This is a genomic window from Pseudomonas laurentiana (assembly GCF_014648275.1).
GTDB classification, from domain to species: Bacteria; Pseudomonadota; Gammaproteobacteria; order Pseudomonadales; family Pseudomonadaceae; genus Aquipseudomonas; species Aquipseudomonas laurentiana.
The window spans coordinates 395,348-418,004 of the sequence record NZ_BMQU01000001.1 but is presented as its reverse complement, the minus strand read 5'-3'; the positions used below and the strand labels follow the sequence as shown (position 1 = coordinate 418,004).

At 60.8% G+C, this 22,657-nt stretch carries 21 protein-coding genes; 7 read left to right on the top strand and 14 right to left on the bottom strand.

Annotated elements, in window-relative coordinates:
• Window positions 1-148: 148 nt before the first annotated feature.
• Complete coding sequence (gbcB, locus tag IE038_RS01955) at window positions 149-1,249, bottom strand: glycine betaine monooxygenase reductase subunit (RefSeq protein ID WP_189395023.1); 1,101 nt, start codon at window positions 1,247-1,249, stop codon at window positions 149-151.
• A gap of 283 nt (window positions 1,250-1,532) precedes the next feature.
• On the opposite strand from gbcB, the gene gbca reads away from it, so the two are divergent.
• Entirely contained in the window at window positions 1,533-2,825 is a 1,293-nt protein-coding gene (gbca, locus tag IE038_RS01950; RefSeq protein ID WP_163935834.1) for a glycine betaine monooxygenase oxygenase subunit, read from the top strand.
• 765 nt (window positions 2,826-3,590) lie between these two features.
• Here the strand turns inward: gbca and etfB are convergent.
• From etfB to IE038_RS01920, 6 genes are all read right to left on the bottom strand, one after another.
• Window positions 3,591-4,361, bottom strand: a complete 771-nt coding sequence (etfB, locus tag IE038_RS01945; RefSeq protein WP_163935831.1) for an electron transfer flavoprotein subunit beta — start codon at window positions 4,359-4,361, stop codon at window positions 3,591-3,593.
• Window positions 4,362-4,375: 14 nt separating this feature from the next.
• Window positions 4,376-5,596 carry an electron transfer flavoprotein subunit alpha gene (gene etfA / locus IE038_RS01940; RefSeq protein ID WP_163935828.1) on the bottom strand — a complete coding sequence of 407 codons (1,221 nt, stop codon included), beginning with the start codon at window positions 5,594-5,596 and terminating at the stop codon, window positions 4,376-4,378.
• Window positions 5,596-7,545 (bottom strand): dimethylglycine demethylation protein DgcB, encoded by a 1,950-nt coding sequence (dgcB, locus tag IE038_RS01935; RefSeq protein WP_163935825.1) that lies wholly within the window; start codon window positions 7,543-7,545, stop codon window positions 5,596-5,598. The genes etfA and dgcB overlap by 1 nt, the downstream gene beginning before the upstream one ends.
• A gap of 173 nt (window positions 7,546-7,718) precedes the next feature.
• Complete coding sequence (dgcA, locus tag IE038_RS01930; RefSeq protein ID WP_189395022.1) at window positions 7,719-9,779, bottom strand: dimethylglycine demethylation protein DgcA; 2,061 nt, start codon at window positions 9,777-9,779, stop codon at window positions 7,719-7,721.
• Between the two features lie 15 nt (window positions 9,780-9,794).
• Window positions 9,795-10,325, bottom strand: a complete 531-nt coding sequence (locus IE038_RS01925) for a DUF5943 domain-containing protein (RefSeq protein WP_065760209.1) — start codon at window positions 10,323-10,325, stop codon at window positions 9,795-9,797.
• 76 nt (window positions 10,326-10,401) lie between these two features.
• On the bottom strand, window positions 10,402-11,379 hold the full coding sequence (locus tag IE038_RS01920) for a dipeptidase (RefSeq protein WP_065760210.1): 978 nt from the start codon (window positions 11,377-11,379) through the stop codon (window positions 10,402-10,404).
• Window positions 11,380-11,632: 253 nt separating this feature from the next.
• Between IE038_RS01920 and IE038_RS01915 the strand changes: the two genes are divergently transcribed.
• From IE038_RS01915 to IE038_RS01905, 3 genes are all read left to right on the top strand, one after another.
• Complete coding sequence (locus tag IE038_RS01915; protein WP_163935823.1) at window positions 11,633-12,034, top strand: lysozyme inhibitor LprI family protein; 402 nt, start codon at window positions 11,633-11,635, stop codon at window positions 12,032-12,034.
• 18 nt (window positions 12,035-12,052) lie between these two features.
• Window positions 12,053-12,475, top strand: coding sequence for a DUF3010 family protein (locus IE038_RS01910; RefSeq protein ID WP_163935821.1), 423 nt, complete (start codon window positions 12,053-12,055; stop codon window positions 12,473-12,475).
• 286 nt (window positions 12,476-12,761) lie between these two features.
• Window positions 12,762-13,022: a hypothetical protein gene (locus tag IE038_RS01905; protein WP_065760213.1), complete on the top strand. Its 261-nt coding sequence runs from the start codon at window positions 12,762-12,764 to the stop codon at window positions 13,020-13,022.
• 72 nt (window positions 13,023-13,094) lie between these two features.
• Here the strand turns inward: IE038_RS01905 and gbdR are convergent, their stop codons facing one another.
• Both gbdR and IE038_RS01895 read right to left on the bottom strand, forming a co-directional pair.
• Complete coding sequence (gene gbdR, locus IE038_RS01900; protein WP_189395021.1) at window positions 13,095-14,198, bottom strand: choline metabolism transcriptional regulator GbdR; 1,104 nt, start codon at window positions 14,196-14,198, stop codon at window positions 13,095-13,097.
• A gap of 394 nt (window positions 14,199-14,592) precedes the next feature.
• Window positions 14,593-15,969: an L-serine ammonia-lyase gene (locus tag IE038_RS01895; RefSeq protein WP_163935818.1), complete on the bottom strand. Its 1,377-nt coding sequence runs from the start codon at window positions 15,967-15,969 to the stop codon at window positions 14,593-14,595.
• Window positions 15,970-16,424: 455 nt separating this feature from the next.
• On the opposite strand from IE038_RS01895, the gene IE038_RS01890 reads away from it, so the two are divergent.
• The 3 genes from IE038_RS01890 to choV all read left to right on the top strand — a co-directional run bounded on the left by IE038_RS01890 (window position 16,425) and on the right by choV (window position 19,462).
• A complete protein-coding gene (locus tag IE038_RS01890) occupies window positions 16,425-17,372 on the top strand; it encodes a choline ABC transporter substrate-binding protein (RefSeq protein ID WP_189395020.1) in 948 nt (315 codons plus the stop codon).
• Window positions 17,373-17,438: 66 nt separating this feature from the next.
• A complete protein-coding gene (gene choW, locus IE038_RS01885) occupies window positions 17,439-18,287 on the top strand; it encodes a choline ABC transporter permease subunit (protein ID WP_189395030.1) in 849 nt (282 codons plus the stop codon).
• The gene (gene choV, locus IE038_RS01880) at window positions 18,284-19,462 is read left to right on the top strand and encodes a choline ABC transporter ATP-binding protein (RefSeq protein WP_163935810.1); all 1,179 of its coding nucleotides are present in this window, start codon (window positions 18,284-18,286) and stop codon (window positions 19,460-19,462) included. The genes choW and choV overlap by 4 nt, the downstream gene beginning before the upstream one ends.
• 62 nt (window positions 19,463-19,524) lie before the next feature.
• Here the strand turns inward: choV and hisF are convergent, their stop codons facing one another.
• From hisF to hisB, 5 genes are read right to left on the bottom strand one after another with little or no spacing between them, the layout of a single operon-like run.
• Window positions 19,525-20,295: an imidazole glycerol phosphate synthase subunit HisF gene (hisF, locus tag IE038_RS01875; protein ID WP_189395019.1), complete on the bottom strand. Its 771-nt coding sequence runs from the start codon at window positions 20,293-20,295 to the stop codon at window positions 19,525-19,527.
• Window positions 20,296-20,305: 10 nt separating this feature from the next.
• Complete coding sequence (hisA, locus tag IE038_RS01870; protein WP_007921811.1) at window positions 20,306-21,043, bottom strand: 1-(5-phosphoribosyl)-5-[(5-phosphoribosylamino)methylideneamino]imidazole-4-carboxamide isomerase; 738 nt, start codon at window positions 21,041-21,043, stop codon at window positions 20,306-20,308.
• Between the two features lie 42 nt (window positions 21,044-21,085).
• Window positions 21,086-21,346 (bottom strand): DUF2164 domain-containing protein, encoded by a 261-nt coding sequence (locus tag IE038_RS01865; protein WP_163935806.1) that lies wholly within the window; start codon window positions 21,344-21,346, stop codon window positions 21,086-21,088.
• Window positions 21,346-21,984 (bottom strand): imidazole glycerol phosphate synthase subunit HisH, encoded by a 639-nt coding sequence (hisH, locus tag IE038_RS01860; RefSeq protein ID WP_163935803.1) that lies wholly within the window; start codon window positions 21,982-21,984, stop codon window positions 21,346-21,348. Before hisH ends, IE038_RS01865 begins: the two co-directional genes overlap by 1 nt.
• The gene (hisB, locus tag IE038_RS01855; protein ID WP_163935800.1) at window positions 21,984-22,577 is read right to left on the bottom strand and encodes an imidazoleglycerol-phosphate dehydratase HisB; all 594 of its coding nucleotides are present in this window, start codon (window positions 22,575-22,577) and stop codon (window positions 21,984-21,986) included. The genes hisH and hisB overlap by 1 nt, the downstream gene beginning before the upstream one ends.
• Window positions 22,578-22,657: the final 80 nt, after the last annotated feature.

Below are 22,657 nucleotides of genomic sequence, written 5' to 3'. Positions count from 1 at the left end.
AGCCTGCTGAACTAAATCACACGCCCACCACATCAAAGAAATACTTATTCGAGATCAGCGTCCACACAACTAGACTGTCAAAACTGATAGTTGACTTCATGCATACAACAAGTGACCTGTCTGAACAACATTCAAACAGGGCAGCCCTTTAATACTCGATACGTACATCCCCCTTCGGCACACTGCAGCACGACAAGATGTAACCCTCGGCCACGTCATCATCGGTGATACCACCGTTGTGCTCCATCTCCACTTCGCCGCCCAGCTTGAGCACCTTGCAGGTACCGCAGATGCCCATACCGCAGGCTTTGGGGATCATCAGGCCAAGCTTGGCTGCCGCCGCATGGACCGTCTCGCCAGGCGCAACACGAATGCTCTTGCCCGTGGCGGTGAACTCCACCTGATGCAGGTCGGCGTTGTCCACCTCGGCGGCTTCGGCGGCCTGCTCGGCGTGCTCTACCGCATCCGCCTTGACCTCGGCCGGGGTCGCACCAAACGACTCCTCATGGTAACGCCGCATGTCGTAGCCGCTGGCTTCGAGCAAGCGCTTGACCGCATTCATATACGGGGTCGGGCCGCAGCAGAAGATCTCCCGTTCCATAAAGTCCGGGGCGATCAGCTCCAGCAGTTTGTGGTTCAAGTAACCCCGGTAACCGGCCCAGGGTTCGCCCAGGCCATGCTTCTCGCAAATGATATGCAGGCTGAAGTTATCGATCCGCGAGGCCATCTGCTCCAGCTCGCGGTGGTAGATGATGTCTTTCGGCGAACGGGCACTGTGGACAAACACCATGTCGACATTACCGTTGGTGTCGTAGAACCAACGGGCCATCGACATGACCGGGGTGATGCCCACGCCACCGCTGAGGTAGAGCACCTTGGGGCTGGGGAAATCGATGGCGTTGAACAAGCCGACCGGCCCATGCACCGCCAGCTCCTGACCTTCGTGCAGGGTGTCGTGCAACCAGTTCGACACCTTGCCGCCCGGCACCCGCTTGATGGTCACGGAAAAGCTGTAGGGCACCGAAGGCGAACTGGAAATGGTGTAGGAGCGCATGATCGGCTGCCCTTCGATTTCCAGCTCCAGGGTGACGAACTGCCCAGGCTTGAAGAAGAACATGATCGGCTGGTCGGCCATAAAGCAAAAGGTGCGCACATCCCAGGTTTCCTGGATCACCTTGACGCAACGGACGATATGGCGGCCATTGGTCCAGGTCTGGGTAGTCACTGGATTGAGAAAGGGATTGGACATGCTCATCTCCACGGCCGACTGTGGCCTGATGGTAGTGATTCTGCTCAAGCTGCAACTGGCGCACATTCCTATTCGCGACATTGACGTGCTTATCGCGACCAGCCCCCACCGACAAGGGCTAGCGCGTCGGAAACGGATTCGACCATGTCGTCCATGGATATGGTTCATGGCGGCAGCGAACGCACACTCCATCTCAAACAATCCTGCTGTTTTTGCCTTGCGTCGCCATAACAACGATTAGCCACTTCCACCGGCCACACGCTTGGCCATGAGGACCTACACGATGGACGTCACCGCAACCCTGAGCCTGGGCGATCCACTGGAACCTGCACGCAAGGCAACTGCCGACATGCTGCAGAACCGCGAGCGGACCTTCTCGCTGCCCCAACCGTTCTACAACGATGAGCGCCTGTTCCAGATCGACATGCAGGAGATCTTCCATAAGGAATGGCTGATCGCCGGCATGACGTGTGAAATCCCGGCCAAGGGTAACTTCCTCACCCTGGAAATCGGCAAGAACCCGATCATGGTGGTGCGGGGTGCCGAAGGTCAGGTGCATGCCTTCCATAACGTCTGCCGTCACCGCGGCTCGCGCCTGTGCACCAGCGATAAAGGCAAAGTGGCCAAGCTGGTTTGCCCCTACCACCAGTGGACGTACGAACTGGATGGTCGCCTGCTGTTCGCCGGCACCGAAATGGGCGCCGACTTCGACATGAAACAGTACGGCCTGAAGCCAGTACATGTGAAAACCGCTGGCGGCTACATCTTCGTCAGCCTGGCGGAGCATCCACCGGCCATCGACGACTTCCTCTCCACCCTGGCCCATTACATGGAGCCTTACGACATGGAGAACACCAAGGTGGCGGTGCAAACCACCTTGATGGAAAAGGCCAACTGGAAGCTGGTGCTGGAAAACAACCGCGAGTGCTACCACTGCAACGGTTCGCACCCTGAGCTGCTGAAGACCCTGCTGGAGTGGGACGACGTTACCGACCCACGTGCCGACCAGGCCTTCAAGGACCACGTTGCCGCCTCGGCCGCTGCCTGGGACGCCGAGAAGATCCCGTACGCCCACGCCAGCTTCGGCCTGCGTAACCGTATCGTGCGCATGCCGCTGCTCAAAGGCACCGTGTCGATGACCATGGACGGCCAACAAGGCTGTAAAAAGCTGATGGGCCGTATCAAAAACCCAGACCTGGGCTCGATGCGCATCCTGCACCTGCCGCACTCCTGGAACCACTGCATGGGCGACCACATGATCGTCTTCACGGTATGGCCGATCAGTGCACAGGAAACCATGGTCACCACCAAGTGGCTGGTCCACAAGGACGCGGTCGAAGGCGTCGACTACGATCCGCAGCGCATGCGTGAAGTGTGGGATGCCACCAACGACCAGGACCGTCGCCTGGCCGAAGAAAACCAGCGTGGCATCAACTCCACCGCCTACCAGCCAGGTCCGTACTCCAAGACCTACGAGTTTGGCGTGGTCAACTTCATCGACTGGTACAGCGAGCGCATGCTGAACAACCTGGGGGCCGCACCAGCGCCTTACCTCAAGGGTGTAGCCGCACAGTAAGCGTCGCCCTCCCCAATCGCCGGCAAGCACGGCTCCTACACCTCGGTAGGAGCCAGCCTTGCTGGCGATCCAGGCGCCAACCCTGTCGCCGACACGTTCACGCCCTAAAGCCTCTGTGCATCCTCTACTTCGCAATGCCCTCCTGCCTGTACAACCTGTACAAAATTTAACCAGACAGCACGTACCCCAACAAACACGGGGCCTGTGACGCTTCGCGAACACTTTATCCACAGCCCAACCCACAGTTAATGTGGGCAACCCCTGTGGAAAACTGAGTAGCGGGTCCGTCTACTGGATATGCTCTACCTGATTGTTTTTTGATCAAACCTCTGAAAGCCTCTAAAGACGTGGCCTGCAGAAGAAGGCGAACACCTTACCCACAGAGCAGCCAACAGACTTTGTGTGCAACTGTGCAAGGCTGAAAATGCCATGTGGATAAACCCGTAAAGCCCCGATTTATCGATGTTTTCACGGTCATGGCCGGTGCTTTTCAGTGCTTTTGTACGTTTTTTGATCGAATGCTTAGACGCCTTGTATTCCGTGGCCTGCAGCCATGGGCGAACAGATTATCCACAGAAGCGCCAACAAGGATTGTGGGCAATATGCGCTCGAAAAGCGCTTCATCCACAGGGGTAGCGGTTGGGAAAACCCCAGGAACACTTGGTTAAAATCTGATCAAACGACTACAGGCCACGTAATACGTGGCCTGTAGTCATAGGCAAACACTTTATCCACAGAACCGCCAACAGACTTTGTGAGCAACTGTCAGCGCAACACGCCTTCCTCGATCAACAGCTTCAGAATAGCCTCGGCACCCGCTTCCGGGGTGAGGTCCTTGAGTACCTGGCCACCGCCGCCACTGGCCTTGGCGGTAGCGGCTTTCATGCGGTCGGCACCACTCTTGGCCTTGATCACTTTCAAGCGCTTGGGACGCGGCTTGGCCGGCTGCAGTTCAGCGCCTGTGAGTAACGCGTCTTCTACGATCGCCACATGACGTGCCGCCAATACCCCGCGCCGCGCCGGGCCAAACGCGCTCTGGCGTGGTTTGGGCGCGGCGTTATCCACAGTGGCCAACATCGGCAGGCGCACCTTGAGCCGACGCCGTTGGCCACGCGGCAGGGCCTGCAGCACCTGGGCAACACCGTTGTGGATAGATTCCACCTCCGCCAGCCCCACCACCAGTGGCCAGCCCAGGCGCTCAGCCAGGAGGAATGGCAGCATACCCGAGCCTTCGCCGGTTTCTGCCTGGCTACCGGTCAGTACCAGTTGTGCGCCGGCATCACGCAGGTAGTCACCCAAGACACCCAGCGCATCGCTGCCGGCCGGTTGTTCGAGTACGTCCAGTTGCGCCAGCCCCATGCCCAGGTAGCTGCGCAGTGCCGGCTCCTGTGGGTCGCCAGCATGCAGCACCTGCAAGTTATCCCCAGCCAGTTGCAAGCCCAATTCGACTGCACGGGCATCCTGTTCCGCACGCCGAGCCCGACCCGAGGTCGGGTGGGCGCCAATCGAAACCAGGCTGATGACCTTAGTGTTCATAGCTATCCCCTGCTCTACGCGGCATCGCGCTTGGCTTCGTTGCGGTAGTTATCCACAGCGGCAATCAGCGCCTTGAGGATCGCTGCGCTGTCGCCAATCACTGAAAGATCAGCTCGTTTGATCATGTCGCAACCTGGGTCCAGGTTGACCGCCACCACCTTGTCGCAGGCACCAATACCCTGCAGGTGCTGGATCGCCCCCGAGATACCCACAGCCAGGTAAACCCGCGCCGTGACCCAGGTACCGGTCGCGCCGACCTGACGGTTACGCGGCATGAAACCGTCGTCCACCGCCACACGCGAAGCACCTTCAGTGGCGCCCAGCGCAACGGTGGCGCGGTGGAACAGGTCCCAATCCTTGACCCCATTACCGCCGGAGACGATGAACTCGGCCTCGGCCATGGCAATCGCCGCCGGGTCGACGGCCACCGGGCCAAGGTCTTCGATGCGTGCCAGGCTGCGTACCACGGCTGTGGATAACGTTACCGGCAACGCTTCATGACGGGTTTCACTGACCGGCTCGGCGCATTCGGCGGAGGCCAGAATCAGCCGAGGCAGGTCACGAATCAGGTCTTGCTGACCCGCCCCCGCACGGCCGCTGCACAGGCCATCCTTGACTTGCCAGACGCGGGTTGCCGGGCGCTCGCCCAACGCGGCTGCAAAGCGCCGCCCCAACTCAGCGCCACCGGTGCGGCTGTCAGGCAGCAGCCAATGGCGTGGGTTGAACTGGTTATCCACAGCACGCAGGCCCTGCACACGCTGCTCCGGTGCATAACCGTCAAAGGCTTCGCCTTCGATCACCAACAGGCGGTCAACGCCGGCCGTGTCGAATTTGCTTTCCTTGTGTTCGCCATACAGCACCGCCATTACCGCACCGTCACTGCCGGCCAGGCTACGGGCCAGCCCCAGCAGGTCACGGTCGTGGCTGCTCAGGCGACCACCGACCATGTCCGGTACCACGGCAATGTAGAAGGCAGGCGCGGCCAGTTGATGCAGCGGCAGCTGCACCTCGACCGCGGCACTGCGCTTGTTGCTGCTGCCCTGCTGGGCGCCACTGCGGTCAATTCGCTTGATCCCGTTAGGGCCAATGAAGCCAACCGCATGGGGGTTCTTGCGGATCAGCCCATTCGGGCCCATCCACGTCGTCTGTTGTGTCTGCATGGCCGCATGCAACGGGTGCAGGCGGTTGCGGGCGATCCACTCAGCGCGAGGGTCGCGGCGGATAATGTCGCTCATCAATGCACCTCCGCAGCGCTACGTTTGGCCGCTGCCGACTTATTCACAGGCGCCTCATCTTCAAGCAAGGCATCGGCGACCAGCTCTGCCAGGTCCTTGATCAATGGACGTGGCTCAACCACCCCTTCGAGCATGGCCGTGCATTGTGGACAACCTACCGCCACCAGCTCGGCGCCGGTTTCGCGGATGTCTTCCATACGCATGTCAGGAATACGCTGCTTGCCCGGAATGTCGGTGATCGGCGCACCACCGCCACCGCCACAGCAACGGGAACGGAAGCCCGAGCGCTGCATTTCCTTGACCTCAATACCCAGCGCACGCAAGACCTCACGCGGTGCCTCGTACTCGCCGTTGTAACGGCCCAGGTAGCACGGGTCGTGGTACGTGACGCTGCTGCCCTTGTGCTGACCGAGGTTGAGCACGCCAGCACCCATCAGCTCGGCAATGTAGGTGCTGTGATGCTGCACCAGGTACTCACCGCCAAAGGCCGCGTATTCGTTCTTCAGCACGTGGAAGCTATGCGGATCGCAGGTGACGATACGTTTGAAGCGGTATTTGCCCAGGGTCTGGATGTTGCGCTTGGCCAGTGCCTGGAAAGTCGCCTCGTCGCCCAGGCGACGGGCCACGTCACCGCTGTCGCGCTCTTCCAGGCCCAGCACGGCGAAGTCCACACGGGCTGCCTTGAGCACTTTGACGAACGCACGCAAGGTGCGCTGGTTGCGCATATCGAAGGCGCCGTCACCGACCCAGAACAGCACGTCGGCCGTTTTCTTCTCGGCCATAACCTCAAGGTTCAGGTCGGCTGCCCAGTTCATCCGCCCGCCCGGCGCAAAACCGCCAGGGTTGTCGGTGGCGATCAGGTTATCCAGTACTTCGGCGCCCTTGTTAGGGGTCGCGCCTTTTTCCAGTGTCAGGTGCCGGCGCATGTCGACGATGGCATCGACGTGCTCGATCATCATCGGGCACTCTTCCACGCAGGCGCGGCAAGTGGTGCACGACCAGAGGGTTTCAGCATCGACCAGGCCATTGACGATCGGTTGATGCGGGTTGCCGCCGTGCTCGCCAATCGGCTTGCCCGGATAGGGGCTGCCCGCGAACTTCGCATCGGTGCCACCGGCCAGGCCGACGACCATGTCCTGAATCAGCTTCTTCGGGTTCAACGGTTGGCCGGCAGCAAACGCCGGGCAGGCCGCTTCACACTTGCCGCACTGCACGCAGGCATCGAAACCCAACAGTTGGTTCCAGGTGAAATCCTTGGGCTTTTCTACGCCCAATGGCGCGTTGCGGTCTTCCAGGTCCAGCGGTTTGAGCCCGGTGGAGCGACCGCCGCCGAAACGCTCGGCACGGCGGTGCCAGGCCAGGTGCAGGGCACCGGCGAAGGCGTGCTTCATTGGCCCGCCCCAAGTCATGCCGAAGAACAGCTCGGACACACCCCAGAGCACACCCACGCCCAGCAGGGCCACCAGCAACCAGCCGCCAAAGCCTTCCGGCAGAATGCCGGCCACCGGCAGCGTGGCGAGGAAAAAGCTTGCAGCGAACACCAGCAGGCTTTTCGGCAGGCGCATCCACGGGCCTTTGGACAACCGTGCAGGCGGGTTCCGCCGACGCTTGTAGACGAACAACGCACCGCCAAACATCAGCACCGTGGCCAGCAGCAAGGCGTAGCCGAGAATGCGGCTATGCAGGCCGAAACCGTGCACCAGAATCGCCAGTACCGCCGCCAGCACAAAGCCGCCAGCAGTCGCTACGTGGGTATTGGCCATGTACTTGTCACGCGCAACCACGTGGTGCAGGTCGACCATGTAGCGGCGCGGCATGGCCAGCAACCCGCCGAGCAGATCGACCTTGGACGGGCGGCCACGCCGCCACATGCGCACCCGGCGCAAGGCGCCGAGCGCCGCCAGACCAAGGGCAGCGAACAGCAGGATGGGTAGAAGGGTGTTCAACATGGGAGGCTCCCACAACAGCGGTTGCAAGGGGTTCAGGCCCTTGGAATCCTGCACCGGCCTTGTGGGAGCGGGCGTGCCCGCGAATACGTCAGATCAGACAACGGTGTTGTTCGTACTGGCGCTTTCGCAGGCGTGCCCGCTCCCACAGGGGCCAATGTGTGACGACTGAGCGATCAGAAGTCCTTGCACAGGCGCAAGGCGTCGTAGATCGCTGCGTGCGTGTTGCGCTGAGCAACACAGTCACCGATGCGGTAAAGCAGGTAACCTTCGCCCGGCTGGCTGAGAATCGGCTGCGGCTGGATCGCAAACAGGGCTTCGATGTCGATCTGACCCTTGTTGCGCGAGCCTTCCTTGAGCGCGTAGTAGATCGCTTCGTCCGGACGCACGCCGTTCTCGATCACCACCTGGTCGACCACCCGCTCTTCCTTGGCGCCGGTGTATTCGTTCTCCAGCACTGCCACCAGCTTGTCACCCTCGCGGTAGACCTTTTCCAGCATGAGGTCGCCGGTCATGATCACTTCTTTCGGGTACATGCTGCGGTAGTAGGTCGGGAACGAGGTGCCGCCAATGGCCACACCCGGCTTGATGTCGTCGGTGACGATCTCGACCTGGCTGCCCTTGTCAGCGATGAAGTCCGCGACCGACATCCCGGTGAACTCACAGATGGTGTCGTACACCAGCACGTTCTTGCCCGGCGCAACCTTGCCGTCGAGCACGTCCCAACTGCTGACCACCAGCCCTTCGGCAGCGCCCCAGTGTTCGTTCTGCTCCAGGAACGGGTGCCCGCCCACGGCCAGCACGACCACATCGGGGCGCAGGTCGAGGATGGTCGCCGCATCGGCGGCGGTGCCCAGGCGCAGGTCAACCTTCAACCGCGCCAGCTCCAGTTGGTACCAGCGGGTGATACCGGCGATCTGGTCACGTTGCGGTGCCTTGGAAGCGGTCGTGATCTGCCCGCCAATGGCGTCCTTTTTCTCGAACAGGGTGACGTCATGGCCACGCTCTGCAGCCACGCGAGCGGCCTCCATCCCGGCAGGGCCGGCACCGACCACCACCACCTTGCGTTTCGGCCCGGTGGACTTCTCGATGATGTGCGGCACCCCCATGTACTCACGGGAAGTCGCGGCGTTTTGGATGCACAGTACATCCAGGCCTTGGTACTGACGGTCGATGCAGTAGTTGGCACCAACACATTGTTTGATCTGATCGACCTGGCCCATCTTGATCTTGGCGATCAGGTGCGGGTCGGCGATGTGCGCACGGGTCATGCCGACCATGTCGACATAGCCGCCTTCCAGAATCCGCGTGGCCTGATTCGGGTCCTTGATGTTCTGCGCGTGCAGCACCGGAACCTTGACCACTTCCTTGATGCCGGCCGCCAGGTGCAGGAACGGCTCCGGCGGATAGCTCATGTTTGGAATCACGTTGGCCAGGGTGTTGTGGGTGTCACACCCGGAACCGATCACACCGAAGAAATCGACCATGCCGGTGGCATCGTAGTACTTGGCGATTTCCTTCATGTCTTCATGGCTGAGGCCATCGGGGTGGAATTCATCCCCGCAAATACGCATGCCGACGCAGAAGTCCGGGCCGACTTCAGCCCGCACGGCCTTGAGCACTTCCAGGCCGAAACGCATGCGCTTCTCAAAGGTACCGCCCCATTCGTCGGTACGCTTGTTGACCCGTGGGCTCCAGAACTGGTCGATCATGTGCTGGTGCACCGCCGACAGCTCGACGCCGTCCAGGCCGCCTTCTTTGGCCCGACGCGCAGCCTGGGCATAGTTGCCGATCACCCGCCAGATTTCTTCCGGCTCGATGGTTTTGCAGGTCGCACGGTGTACCGGCTCACGGATACCCGACGGCGACATCAGGGTTGGCCAGTGTTCGCCGTCCCAACGCGAGCGACGGCCCATGTGGGTAATCTGAATCATGATCTTGGCGCCATGCTTGTGCATGGCATCCGCCAGGTTCTGGAAGTGCGGGATGATCCGGTCAGTAGCCAGGTTGACCGATTTCCACCAGCCCTGCGGGCTGTCGATGGCTACCACCGAGGAACCACCACAAATGGCCAGGCCGATACCGCCCTTGGCTTTCTCTTCGTAGTACTTCACATAGCGCTCGGTGGTCATGCCGCCGTCGGTGGCATAAACCTCGGCATGCGCGGTGCTGAGTACGCGGTTACGGATGGTCAGTTTGCCGATCTGGATCGGCTGGAACATTGCTTCGAAAGCCATGGCGGAATCCTCGACTTACAGCGGCTTGACGATGAACAGGCCGTCGTCGTGGCCTTCTTCCGAACCACCGTAGACCTGTTCGGCCACGGTACGGATCGAACTGCCACGCGCTGCCAGGATCTGGTCCATGGCACCGGCAAACCAGCCAGTGAACATGTAGTCGACCTTGCGCCCGACCTTGCCGTACACATAAACGAAGGCAGAGTGCTCCAGCTTCACGCTGGCAGTGCCTTTTTCCAGGTCGATGTCCTGGATCTTGAACAGGCCCCAGCCACGCTGGGACAGGCGCTTCATGTAGTGTTCGAACACCGCGACGCCTTCCAGGCCGTGGCACTCGGCTTCCTTTTCACACCAGTGCCAGGCGGATTTGTAGCCGGCCTTGTAGAGGATCTCGGCATAGGCGTCAGCGCCCAGCACTTCCTCGATGCCCATGTGGTTGTTTACGAAGAAATGCCGTGGCACGTACAGCATCGGCAGGGCATCGGAGGTCCAGACACCGGTCTCGCTGTCGACTTCGATAGGCAATTGCGGGGCGATCTTGGCCATGGAAACTCAACTCCAGAAAATTTGGTTGGCAGCCCCTGCTCAGTCGGCAGGGGTCAGAGAGACTTGGTTTTGAGGCTTACTCGCCCCACACGTCGCGCAGCACGTTGACCCAGTTTTCACCCATGATCTTGCGTACCACGCGCTCGCTGTGGCCGCGCTTGAGCAGTGTTTCCGTGAGGTTGGGGAACTCGCCCACGGTACGAATGCCCAGCGGGTTGACGATCTTGCCGAAGTTGGTCAGGCGACGGGCGTAGCCCTTGTCGTGGGTCAACCACTCGAAGAACTCCTGGCCGTGCCCCTGGGTGAAATCGGTACCGATACCGATCGCGTCTTCACCGACGATGTTCATGGTGTACTCGATGGCCTCGGCGTAATCGTCGATGGTCGAGTCGATGCCTTTGGCCAGGAACGGTGCGAACATGGTCACGCCGACAAAGCCGCCATGGTCAGCGATGAACTTCAGCTCTTCGTCGGACTTGTTGCGTGGGTGCTGCTTCAGGCCAGACGGCAAGCAGTGGGAGTAGCACACCGGCTTTTTCGATTCGAGGATGACTTCCTCACTGGTCTTGGAACCCACGTGAGAGAGGTCGCACATGATGCCGACGCGGTTCATCTCGGCCACCACTTCGCGGCCGAAGCCCGACAGCCCGCCGTCACGCTCGTAGCAGCCGGTGCCCACCAGGTTCTGGGTGTTGTAGCACATCTGCACCACGCCCACGCCGAGCTGCTTGAACACCTCGACATAGCCCAGCTGGTCTTCAAAGGCATGGGCGTTCTGGAAGCCGAAGATGATCCCGGTCTTACCCTGCTCCTTGGCCCGACGAATGTCGGCGGTGGTTTTCACCGGAATCACCAGGTCGCTGTTTTCGCGGATCAGTTTCTGGCTGGCAGCAATATTGTTGACGGTCGCCTGGAACCCCTCCCACACCGACACGGTGCAGTTGGCGGCGGTCAGGCCACCTTTGCGCATGTCCTCGAACAGCTCACGGTTCCATTTGGCGATGATCAGCCCGTCGATAACGATGCTGTCTGCGTGTAATTCGGCTGGGCTCATCAGGCGGTCCCCTTTTCTCGATGCCTGCGCCGAATCGTCTGCCGGCGCTTTGGAGCCAGCATATGCCTGGGGCCGGAAGGGCCTCGGTGCAAAAACGACAGGGGTATTGCCGAAAGCGTCAAAGGGCGACAAAGCGCCGCATCCGGCCCTGTCCCAGTGCCTCTATATAGGCGCCTGCGGCGCTGTTATTTGTCTCGCCGCTGAGCGAGAATCGGCACTTATGTTCCAGACACCGGCTTGGGGGATGTCGTAGATGAAAGCAATGGTATGGCTGGCCCTGGCGGCCCTGAGCTTCGGCGCCTACGCGGCGGAAGAAGAAAGCACACCCTGTGACAATGTCGAAAACCGGCAACAAAGCTATGACTGCGCGGCCTACAACCGCCAGACCGCCGAGCGCGAGCTGAATGCAGCCTTTACCGACCTGCTCGACCGCATCAAGGAGCAGTACGCCGGCCAACCGGCGCAGATCACTGAACTGAGCGCCCGGCTGAAAAACGCCGAGCAACTCTGGAGCAAGGCCCGCGACGCCGATTGCGCCGTGGAAACCTTCGCCGAGAAACCCGGCAGCAAGGACTTCGAGACGGCGCAGAATACCTGCCTGGCCCAACGCAGCGATGATCGCTCGGAGTACCTGCAGTCACTGGGCCTGCAATAACACCACCCTGAGGTACGAATGAAGGTTTGCGGAATCGAAATCAAGGGCAGTGAAGCCCTGCTCGCGGTGGCCACGCTTGAAGCGGGCCAACCGGCGCACCAGCCTCTGGCGACCAAGAAGATCGCCCTGGAGGATGACGACGAAGCGGCCAACGTCAAAGCCTTCGCCAGCCAGGCCAGACAATTCGTTGCCGACCACGGCATCACCCACCTGGCGATCAAGAAGCGTAGCAAGAAAGGTGAATTCGCGGGCGGCCCGACCACCTTCAAGATCGAAGGCATCCTGCAGTTGCTGGACGCCTGCGAGGTGCAGTTGCTGTCACCCCAGACGGTCAGCGCCCAGAGCAAGAAACACGCCCTGGAGCTGCCCGGCTCGCTGAACAAGTACCAGCATGAAGCCTACAAATGCGCCTGTGCGGTACTGCTCAAGGCCGGTCGCTAACGCGGGCGAGGCCTGCGCACACCGCCACAAACTTCTAGGCAAAAAAAACCCCGGCAAGCCGTGACAAGCCGGGGTCAAAACGAGCAATGACACACTACATCTGGAGGGTGACCAAACCGTCCATACTGAAACCTGGCCCCAGTGTGCCGCCTCCCCTGCCCTTCGATTTAGCCGAAAACGACCTGTTCATAGGTATGGTGGCCATTGCGACACGCCGCCCTTGCCGCGCTCATTGGCGAACACCAGAATCGACCTACGATCCCTCCCGTCGACAAGGACAACAGCCATGATGCATGCGGATTTGATTGATCAGGACGACCTGCTGGGCCAACTGCGCGCACTGGGTTTTGAAATGCCTGCCGGGGCAACTGCCGAGCAAGCGTGCGAGTGTGCGGTGCGGGGCTTGAGTGAGCCTCGGGCCAAGGCGCTGCGCGGCATGGTCGAGCAGATGTACACCAGCAGCGCGACCATTCTCCCAGCCGTGCGCCAAGCCATCGAAAAACAACTGCTGCCAGCGCTGGCGCAGTTCAACAGCAACCGCAGCTGATACCTTTTCGCGGGCAAACCCACTCTCGCATGGGAGCGGGCTTGCCCGCGAAAAGGCCTGGGGTACCTTCGGTTACAGACGTACGCTGGCGAAGGTTGATTCGTTGCGCGCCTGGCTGAGTGCCGACATCGGTCCGGCCAGTGGCGACAGGACCAGTGCCTGTGGAATCGGCATCATCGCCACCTGCTGCGCGGTGTTGGAGCCAACACGCTCATCACGTGGCGGAATACCGAAGTACTCGCGGTAGCACTTGGAGAAGTGCGGGGTGGAAACGAAGCCACACACCGACGCCACTTCGATGATCGACATCGGCGTCTGCTTGAGCAATTGCCGGGCACGGATCAACCGCAGCTTCAGGTAGTAACGCGACGGCGAACAATGCAGGTACTTCTGGAACAGACGCTCCAGCTGTCGACGCGAGACTGCGACATACACCGCCAGTTCGTCGAGGTCGATCGGCTCCTCCAGGTTGGCTTCCATCAGCGCGACAATTTCCTGCAGCTTCGGCTGGTTGGTGCCAAGCATGTGCTTGAGTGGCACACGCTGATGGTCCTGCTCGTTACGAATACGCTCGTAGACGAACATTTCCGAGATCGCCGCCGACAGCTCACGGCCATGATCACGGCTGATCAGGTGCAGCATCATGTCCAGCGGCGCAGTGCCGCCTGAACTGGTGAAGCGGTTACGGTCCAGGGTAAACAGCCGGGTGCTCATGCTGACGCGCGGGAAGGCTTCCTGCATGGCTGCCAGGCATTCCCAGTGCACACTGCAATCGAAGCCATCGAGCAGGCCGGCACAGGCCAGCGCCCAACTGCCGGTGCACACCGCACCCAGGCGGCGCGACTGCCGCGCCTGGCTTTGCAGCCAGGTAACATGCTCACGGGTAACCGTACGTTGAATGCCAATACCACCGCATACAATCACGGTGTCCATCACAGGCGCCTTGTGCATTGAGGCATCAGGAGTGATCTGCAAGCCGTCGCTGGCCCACACTTGCCCGCCATCCACGCTCAAGGTAGTCCACCGATACAGTTCACGGCCAGACAGCTGGTTGGCCATGCGCAGTGGCTCCACGGCAGAAGCCAGGGAGATCAGCGTGAAATTGTCCAGCAGCAGAAAGCCGATGGATTGTGGTGTGCGGGTTTGGGGTTGGGCCCCGGAGTTGTACGGCGTCATCGCGGTCTCTCCTCACACAATGCAGTGTTGCGCCTCAGGCACGGATTATTGTCAGGGCCCCGTCTCGAGTGCAGGGCTTTGCACAACACAACGCAAATGCCATGCCCAAAATTGAATACCTATTCAATAAAACCTGAAAACGACGTCGCAATGCGTCTATACGGCCTTTGTTCGGCAAGGTGTTTATAAACGCAAAGTACCGGACTAGCGCTTCTCTGTAGGAAAAGTGAGCAGTACGGTAGCACTTGTGTGGAGGGGGCCTAGAAACGACATCAGTGATGTGTCACCCCAGGCGCAGTGACATCCGAAACGGGAGAAGACAGGCTTCGGTGTCGACGCTGCGCCAAAAAGCAGCGCGCCGACACCGGCATGGGCGAAAACGGCGCAGCCGCTCTCAGCACTCGATAGCGCTGACCGCGAGGCCGCCGCGCGAGGTTTCCTTGTACTTGTCGTGCATGTCGGCACCCGTATCACGCATGGTGCGGATCACCCGATCAAGGGAGATGAAATGCTCACCGTCGCCACGCAGGGCCATCTGCGCCGCATTGATCGCCTTGACCGCCGCAATCGCGTTGCGCTCGATGCAAGGCACCTGCACCAGGCCACCCACCGGGTCACACGTCAGCCCGAGGTTATGCTCCAGGCCAATCTCGGCAGCGTTCTCCAACTGCGCCGGCGTCGCCCCGAGCACTTCCGCCAACCCGGCAGCCGCCATGGCGCAGGCTGAACCGACCTCGCCCTGGCAGCCCACTTCGGCGCCCGAGATCGAAGCGTTTTTCTTGCACAGGATGCCCACCGCCGCCGCGCCCAGAAAGAAGTCGACCACACAGGCTTCGCTGACTTCTTCACTGAAACGCATGTAGTAATGCAGCACCGCGGGGATGATGCCCGCCGCACCGTTGGTGGGTGCGGTGACCATGCGCCCGCCGGCAGCATTCTCTTCGTTCACCGCCAGGGCATAGAGGTTGACCCACTCCATGGCGCTGAGGGTCGAGCCAATCACATTGGGCTTGTTCAGCTCCTGCAGGCTACGGTGCAACTTGGCGGCACGGCGCTTCACATTCAGCCCACCCGGCAATATGCCTTCGTATTTCAGGCCGTTTTCCACACAGTCCTGCATGGCCCGCCAGAGCTTCATCAAGCCGGCCCGAATCTCCTCTTCGCTGCGCCAGACTTTTTCGTTTTCCAGCATCAATTGCGACACGCGCAGGTCGTTTTGCTTGCACAGCTCCAGCAGCTCCGCCGCACTGTTGAAATCGTAGGGCAGCACGGTGGTGTCGGCGTCTAACACGCCACTGGCAGCCTGGGCAGCATCGACCACAAAGCCACCGCCCACCGAGTAATAGGTGTCGCGGTGCAGCTCGCCTTCAGCACCCTCAGCGATCAGGGTCATGGCGTTGGGGTGATAGGGCAGGTTCTCATCCAGCAGGCGCATATCACGGGCCCAGACGAACTCGACGGGCAGCCGACCATCCAGCAGCAAGGTGTCTGTTTCGCGTAATACCGCGATGCGCAGGCCGATCTGAGAAGGATCGATCGCATCGGGCCATTCGCCCATCAGGCCCATGATCACGGCATTGTCGCTGCCATGGCCGATACCGGTAGCCGACAGTGAGCCGTACAGGCGCACTTCAATACGCCGCACGCGCGTCAGCTCATCACGCTCACGCAGGCCTTGAACGAACAGCGCGGCCGCTCGCATGGGTCCTACGGTGTGGGAACTGGACGGCCCGACACCGATTTTGAACAGGTCAAACACACTGATGGCCATGGCCGCGAACCTCCTGAATGAGCACACGCCCGCCGCCACAAGCCGCGGGTGGCGGAGCTGCTACGCTGAAGCTGCAATCCGCCGGAATGCGCGCATCATCAGGCTTTTGTTGGCAGCTCTGACGTCTGCAACCGACCCACTCTTGTCCAGCAACGCCGCACGCCGTTGGCCGCTGGATTACGCCGTTTTTGTACGGTGCAGATCGCTAGAAGGGGCCGTTGTGGGGAGGAAAAACACTGTAAACGACCTCACCCGCACTGGAAGCGACCCTGCCTGTACTGGATACGACGCACCCTGTAGGCGTTTGATTTTGGCTGTTAGATGATCAATCCGACTCGATTGCACGGCACCCGTCCCGCTGTCGCCCGACCGTCCGGCCCACCCGAGCAGAACACCTACTCAACGCGCGGCGGTCCTGCGGGACATCCGACAAGAAAACACCTAGGAGTCCACTCATGAAAGGTTCACCCTCGCTGTTGTTGGCCGCCCTGCTGAGTCTGCCGGTGCTGGCCCAGGCTGCAGAGCCCGAAGCTTGTCATACCGTCAACTTCTCCGATGTCGGCTGGACAGACATCACCGTGACCACCGCGGTCACCAGCGTCATACTCGAATCACTGGGCTACAAGACCCGCACCACCATGATTTCGGTGCCGGTGACCTACAAGTCGCTGGCCGACGGCAAGAACATGGACGTGTTCCTCGGCAACTGGATGCCGACCATGGAAAACGACATCAAGCCGTACCGCGATGCCGGCACCGTGGAAACCGTTCGGGCCAACCTGGAGAACGCCAAGTACACCCTGGCCGTGCCTCAGGCGCTGTATGACAAAGGCCTGAAAGACTTTGCCGACATCGTCAAGTTCAAGAAGGAACTGGACGGCAAGATCTACGGCATCGAGCCTGGCAACGACGGTAACCGGACCATCCAGAGCATGATCGACAAGAACGCCTTCGGCCTGAAAGACGCCGGCTTCAAGGTGGTCGAGTCGAGCGAGGCCGGGATGCTCTCGCAAGTGGATCGCGCCCAGCGTCGCGGCACCGATGTGGTGTTCCTTGGCTGGGAACCGCACCCCATGAACAAGCGCTTCAAGATGCAATACCTGAGCGGTGGGGATGATTTCTTCGGCCCTGATTTCGGCAAGGCAACCGTCCTGACCAACACCCGCAAGGGCTACGTTCAGGAGTGCAGCAACGTCGGCCAACTGCTGAAAAACCTGTACTTCACCCTGGACATGGAAAGCACCCTGATGGGTAACGTCCTGGACGACAAGATGAAACCCGATGCCGCAGCCAAAGCCTGGCTGAAGAAAAACCCACAGGCGCTCAACACATGGCTGGTCGGCGTCACCACCGTTGACGGCAAACCCGGCCTGGAAGCCGCCAAGGCCAAACTGACGCAGTAAGCACCACCTGCGGCGGGCTTCCCCCGCCGCAGGCTGTCTTCAATTCTTTGCAGGTGGACGCTCGCTATCATGCTGATCGATCATAAACTCCCTTTGGGCCAGTACATCTCGGCATTCGTCGAGTGGTTGACGCAACACGGCGCCAACTTCTTCGATGCTTTCGCCTCCGCACTGGAACTCATGATTCATGGCGTTACCGGCGCCCTGACCTGGTTCAACCCCTTCGTTCTGATCGGTCTGTTTGCCTTGATCGCTCACCTGATCCAGCGCAAATGGGCACTGACAGCGTTCGTCGCCCTGTCGTTCCTGCTGATCCTGAACCTGGGATACTGGCAGGAAACCATGGAAACCCTGGCCCAGGTGCTGTTCGCCACCCTGGTCTGTGTGGTCATTGGTGTACCGCTGGGCATCGTTGCAGCGCACAAGCCGATGTTCTACACCATGATGCGGCCGGTGCTCGACCTGATGCAGACCGTGCCGACCTTCGTTTACCTGATCCCTACCCTGACCCTCTTCGGGCTGGGTGTGGTACCCGGGCTGATCTCGACGGTGGTGTTCGCCATCGCCGCGCCGATCCGCCTTACCTACCTGGGCATCTGCGACGTGCCTCAGGAGCTGCTTGATGCCGGCAAGGCCTTCGGCTGCTCACGTCGCCAATTGCTCTCGCGTATCGAACTGCCCCACGCCATGCCAAGCATCGCTGCCGGCATCACCCAATGCATCATGCTGTCGTTGTCAATGGTGGTGATTGCGGCGCTGGTGGGGGCCGATGGCCTGGGCAAACCCGTGGTCAACGCACTGAACACTGCCGATATCTCCCTGGGCTTCGAAGCAGGCCTGGCGATTGTACTGCTGGCGATCATGCTCGACCGTATCTGCAAACAACCCGAAGTACCGGTAAGGGGTGAAGCATGAGTATCATTCGCTTCGACGAGGTAGACGTTATCTTCTCCAAATCACCGCGTGAGGCCCTGAGCCTGCTGGACCAAGGCTTCACGCGCGAACAGATCCTGAAGAAGACCGGCCTGGTGGTCGGTGTGGAAAAAGCCAGCCTGGAGATCAACAAAGGCGAGATCTGCGTGCTGATGGGCCTGTCCGGCTCAGGCAAGTCGAGCTTGCTGCGCTGCATCAACGGCCTGAACACGGTCAGCCGTGGCAAGCTGTTCGTCGAACACGAAGGCTCGCAGATCAACATCGCCTCCTGCACCCCGGCTGAACTGAAGATGATGCGCACCAAGCGCATCGCCATGGTGTTCCAGAAGTTCGCCCTGATGCCTTGGCTGACCGTGCGCGAAAACATCAGCTTCGGCCTGGAAATGCAGGGCCGCCCTGCCGATGAACGACGTCGGCTGGTGGACGAAAAACTGGAGCTGGTCGGCCTGACCCAGTGGCGCAACAAGAAGCCCGACGAGCTCTCCGGTGGCATGCAGCAGCGTGTAGGCCTGGCCCGCGCGCTGGCCATGGACGCCGACATCCTGCTGATGGATGAACCCTTCTCGGCCCTCGACCCACTGATCCGCCAAGGCCTGCAGGACGAATTGCTGGAACTGCAACGCAAGCTGAGCAAGACCATCGTGTTCGTCAGCCACGACCTGGATGAAGCCCTGAAACTGGGCAGCCGCATCGCCATCATGAAAGACGGCCGGATCATTCAGTACAGCAAGCCCGAGGAGATCGTCCTCAACCCGGCGGACGACTACGTGCGCACCTTCGTCGCCCACACCAACCCGCTCAACGTCCTCTGCGGCCGCAGCCTGATGCGTACCCTGGACAAGTGCAAGCGGATCAACGGCTCGGTCTGCATAGACCCAAGTGTCGACTCGTGGCTGGACCTGGCCGAAGGCAACACCATCAAAGGCGCGCGCCAGGGCGTGAACGGGCTGGACTTGCAAAACTGGATGCCAGGTCAGGCGGTGGAAGGTTTGGGTCGCCGGCCGACCCTGGTCAGTGCTGGCATCGGCATGCGCGAAGCGCTGCAGATTCGTTACCAGACCGGCAACAAACTGGTCCTGCAGGAAGGCAACCGCGTGGTGGGTATCCTGGGCGACAGCGAGCTGTATCACGCCCTGCTGGGCAAAACCCTGGGGTAAACGCTATCGCGGTCAAGCCCGCTCCCACCTGTGGGAGCGGGCTTGCCCGCGAAAGAGGACTGTCAGCGAACGACGATACCGCGCTGGGCCATATAGGCCTTCGCTTCCGGCACGGTGTACTCACCGAAGTGGAAGATACTCGCGGCCAGTACGGCGCTGGCGTGACCTTCAAGAATGCCGTCCGCCAGGTGCTGCAGGTTACCGACACCGCCCGAGGCGATCACCGGAATACCCAAGGCATCGCTGATGGCCCGGGTAACACCCAGGTCAAAACCGCTCTTCATGCCGTCCTGGTCCATGCTGGTCAGGAGAATCTCACCGGCACCCAGGCCTTCCATCTTCTTCGCCCACTCCACCGCATCCAACCCGGTAGGCTTACGCCCGCCGTGGGTGAAGATTTCCCAGCGCGGGGCCTCGCCCGGTGCCGAAACCTTCTTGGCGTCGATGGCGACGACGATGCACTGCGAACCGAAATGCGCGGCCGCTTCGCCAACGAACTCAGGGTTGAACACCGCCGCCGTGTTGATCGACACCTTGTCGGCACCGGCATTGAGCAGGTTGCGGATATCCTGCACCGTGCGCACGCCACCGCCAACGGTCAGCGGGATGAACACCTGGCTGGCCATGCGTTCAACCGTGTGCAGGGTGGTGTCACGGCCATCGACGCTGGCCGTGATGTCGAGGAACGTGATCTCGTCGGCGCCTTGCTCATCGTAGCGCCGAGCGATTTCCACCGGGTCACCGGCATCGCGAATGTTCTCGAACTTGACGCCCTTGACCACACGACCGTTATCGACGTCCAGGCAAGGGATAATGCGTTTGGCCAGCGCCATGGCGTTCTCCTCAGCCTTGGTAGCTGTCGCAGAAGGCTTGTGCCTCGGCGACATCCAGGGTGCCTTCATAGATCGCCCGGCCCGTGATGGCGCCGATGATCCCCGGAGCCTTGGCATCGAGCAGGGCCTTGATGTCACCCAGGTTGTGGATGCCACCGGAAGCGATCACCGGGATCTTGGTGGCCGCGGCCAGGGCGGCGGTGAACGGTACGTTACAGCCCTGCATCATGCCGTCTTTGGCGATGTCGGTGTAGACGATGGCCGAGACGCCGTCGGCTTCGAAACGCTTGGCCAGGTCGATGACCTGCACCGAGCTGACTTCAGCCCAGCCGTCGGTGGCGACGAAGCCGTCCTTGGCGTCCAGGCCAACGATGACCTTGCCTGGGAAGGCGCGGCAGGCTTCGGCCACGAACTCAGGCTCTTTGACGGCCTTGGTGCCGATGATCACGTAGCTCACGCCCGCCTTGACGTAGTGCTCGATGGTTTCCAGCGAACGAATGCCGCCGCCGATCTGGATCGGCAGGTTCGGGTAGCGCTTGGCGATCGCGGTGACCACTTCGCCGTTGACCGGCTGGCCTTCGAAGGCACCATTCAGATCGACCAGATGCAGGCGCCGGCAGCCACCTTCAACCCATTTGGCGGCCATGCTCACCGGGTCATCGGAAAACACCGTGGAATCTTCCATGCGGCCTTGGCGCAGACGTACGCAAGCACCGTCCTTGAGATCGATAGCGGGAATAATCAGCATCTGGAAAACCTGTCTAATCGGTAAACAGCGATGCTCGGGAAGTCAGTTCTTCTCGAGCGCCCACAGGTCGCTTTCGATGCTCTCGAACCGCTCCTTGAGGTGCAGCTGAACATCGGCAATCGCCCTGTTGTAGTAGTGTGGCGCAATCTCTTTGCTGAACAGGTCCAGGACCTCGGCCACCTCGAAGGAACCCAATTGCAGCTCGAAACGGTCTTCGAGAAAGCGCTTGAGTACGTCCAACGCTTCGCGCTCCTGTTCGGGCGCCAGCGTCAGGATCGGGGCCTTGCTCCTGGCCTTGCTCATTACCAGCGCCCGTCCCAGGCCGCGAAGTTCTGCAGCAGCTGCAGGCCATGGGTATGGCTTTTCTCCGGGTGGAACTGCACGGCGAAACGTGAACCGTCGGCCAGCGCTGCGGCGAAATCGACACCGTAGTGGCCACGGCCAACCACCTGCACGGCCTTGCCAGCCGTGACGTAGTAGCTGTGGACAAAGTAGAAGCGCGCCAGGTCCGGAATGTTGTGCCACAGCGGGTGGTCGATCGTCTGCTCGACTTCGTTCCAACCCATGTGCGGCACTTTCAGGTGTTCGCCGTCTTCGTGCAGGTCCTTGCCGAAAAAGCGCACATTGCCCTGGAACATGCCAATGCAGTCGACGCCGTCGTTCTCTTCGCTGTGCTCCAGCAGGGCTTGCATGCCCACGCAGATGCCGAGGAAAGGACGGTCCTGGCTGACTTCCTGCACCAGGGTGTCGAAGCCCAGGCGGCGGATCTCGGCCATGCAGTCGCGAATTGCGCCTACGCCGGGAAACACCACACGGTCAGCCTCGCGGATGACCGCAGCGTCGCTGGTGATCAGTACCTTGCCAGCGCCAACGTGCTCCAGGGCCTTGGCCACCGAGTGCAGGTTGCCCATGCCATAGTCGATAACGGCAACGGTCTGCATTACAAGCAACCCTTGGTGGAAGGCATCTGGCCAGCCATGCGCTCGTCCAGCTCTACCGCCATGCGCAGGGCACGGCCGAAGGCCTTGAACACTGTCTCGATCTGGTGGTGGGTGTTGTGCCCACGCAGGTTGTCGATGTGCAGCGTGACGTTGGCGTGGTTGACGAAGCCCTGGAAGAACTCCTGGAACAGGTCGACATCGAAGCCACCGACCGAAGCACGGGTGTACGGCACGTGCATCTGCAGGCCTGGACGACCCGAGAAGTCGATGACCACACGCGACAGGGCTTCATCGAGCGGCACGTAGGCGTGGCCGTAACGACGAATGCCTTTCTTGTCGCCGATTGCCTGGCTGAACGCCTGGCCCAGGGTGATACCGACGTCCTCGACCGTATGGTGGTCGTCGATATGCAGGTCGCCCTTGCACTCGATGTCCAGGTCGATCAGCCCATGTCGGGCGATCTGGTCGAGCATATGTTCCAAGAAGGGGACACCGATATCGAATCGGGCCTTGCCACTGCCATCCAGGTTGATCGAGGCCTTGATCTGGGTTTCCAGAGTATTGCGCTCGACGGAAGCCTTACGTTCGACCATCACCTGCTCCGCGAAATCATTGGGCGAAAAAGGCGACCATTATAGGCCCAGATACGCTCGGCTTGAAACGAACATGACGC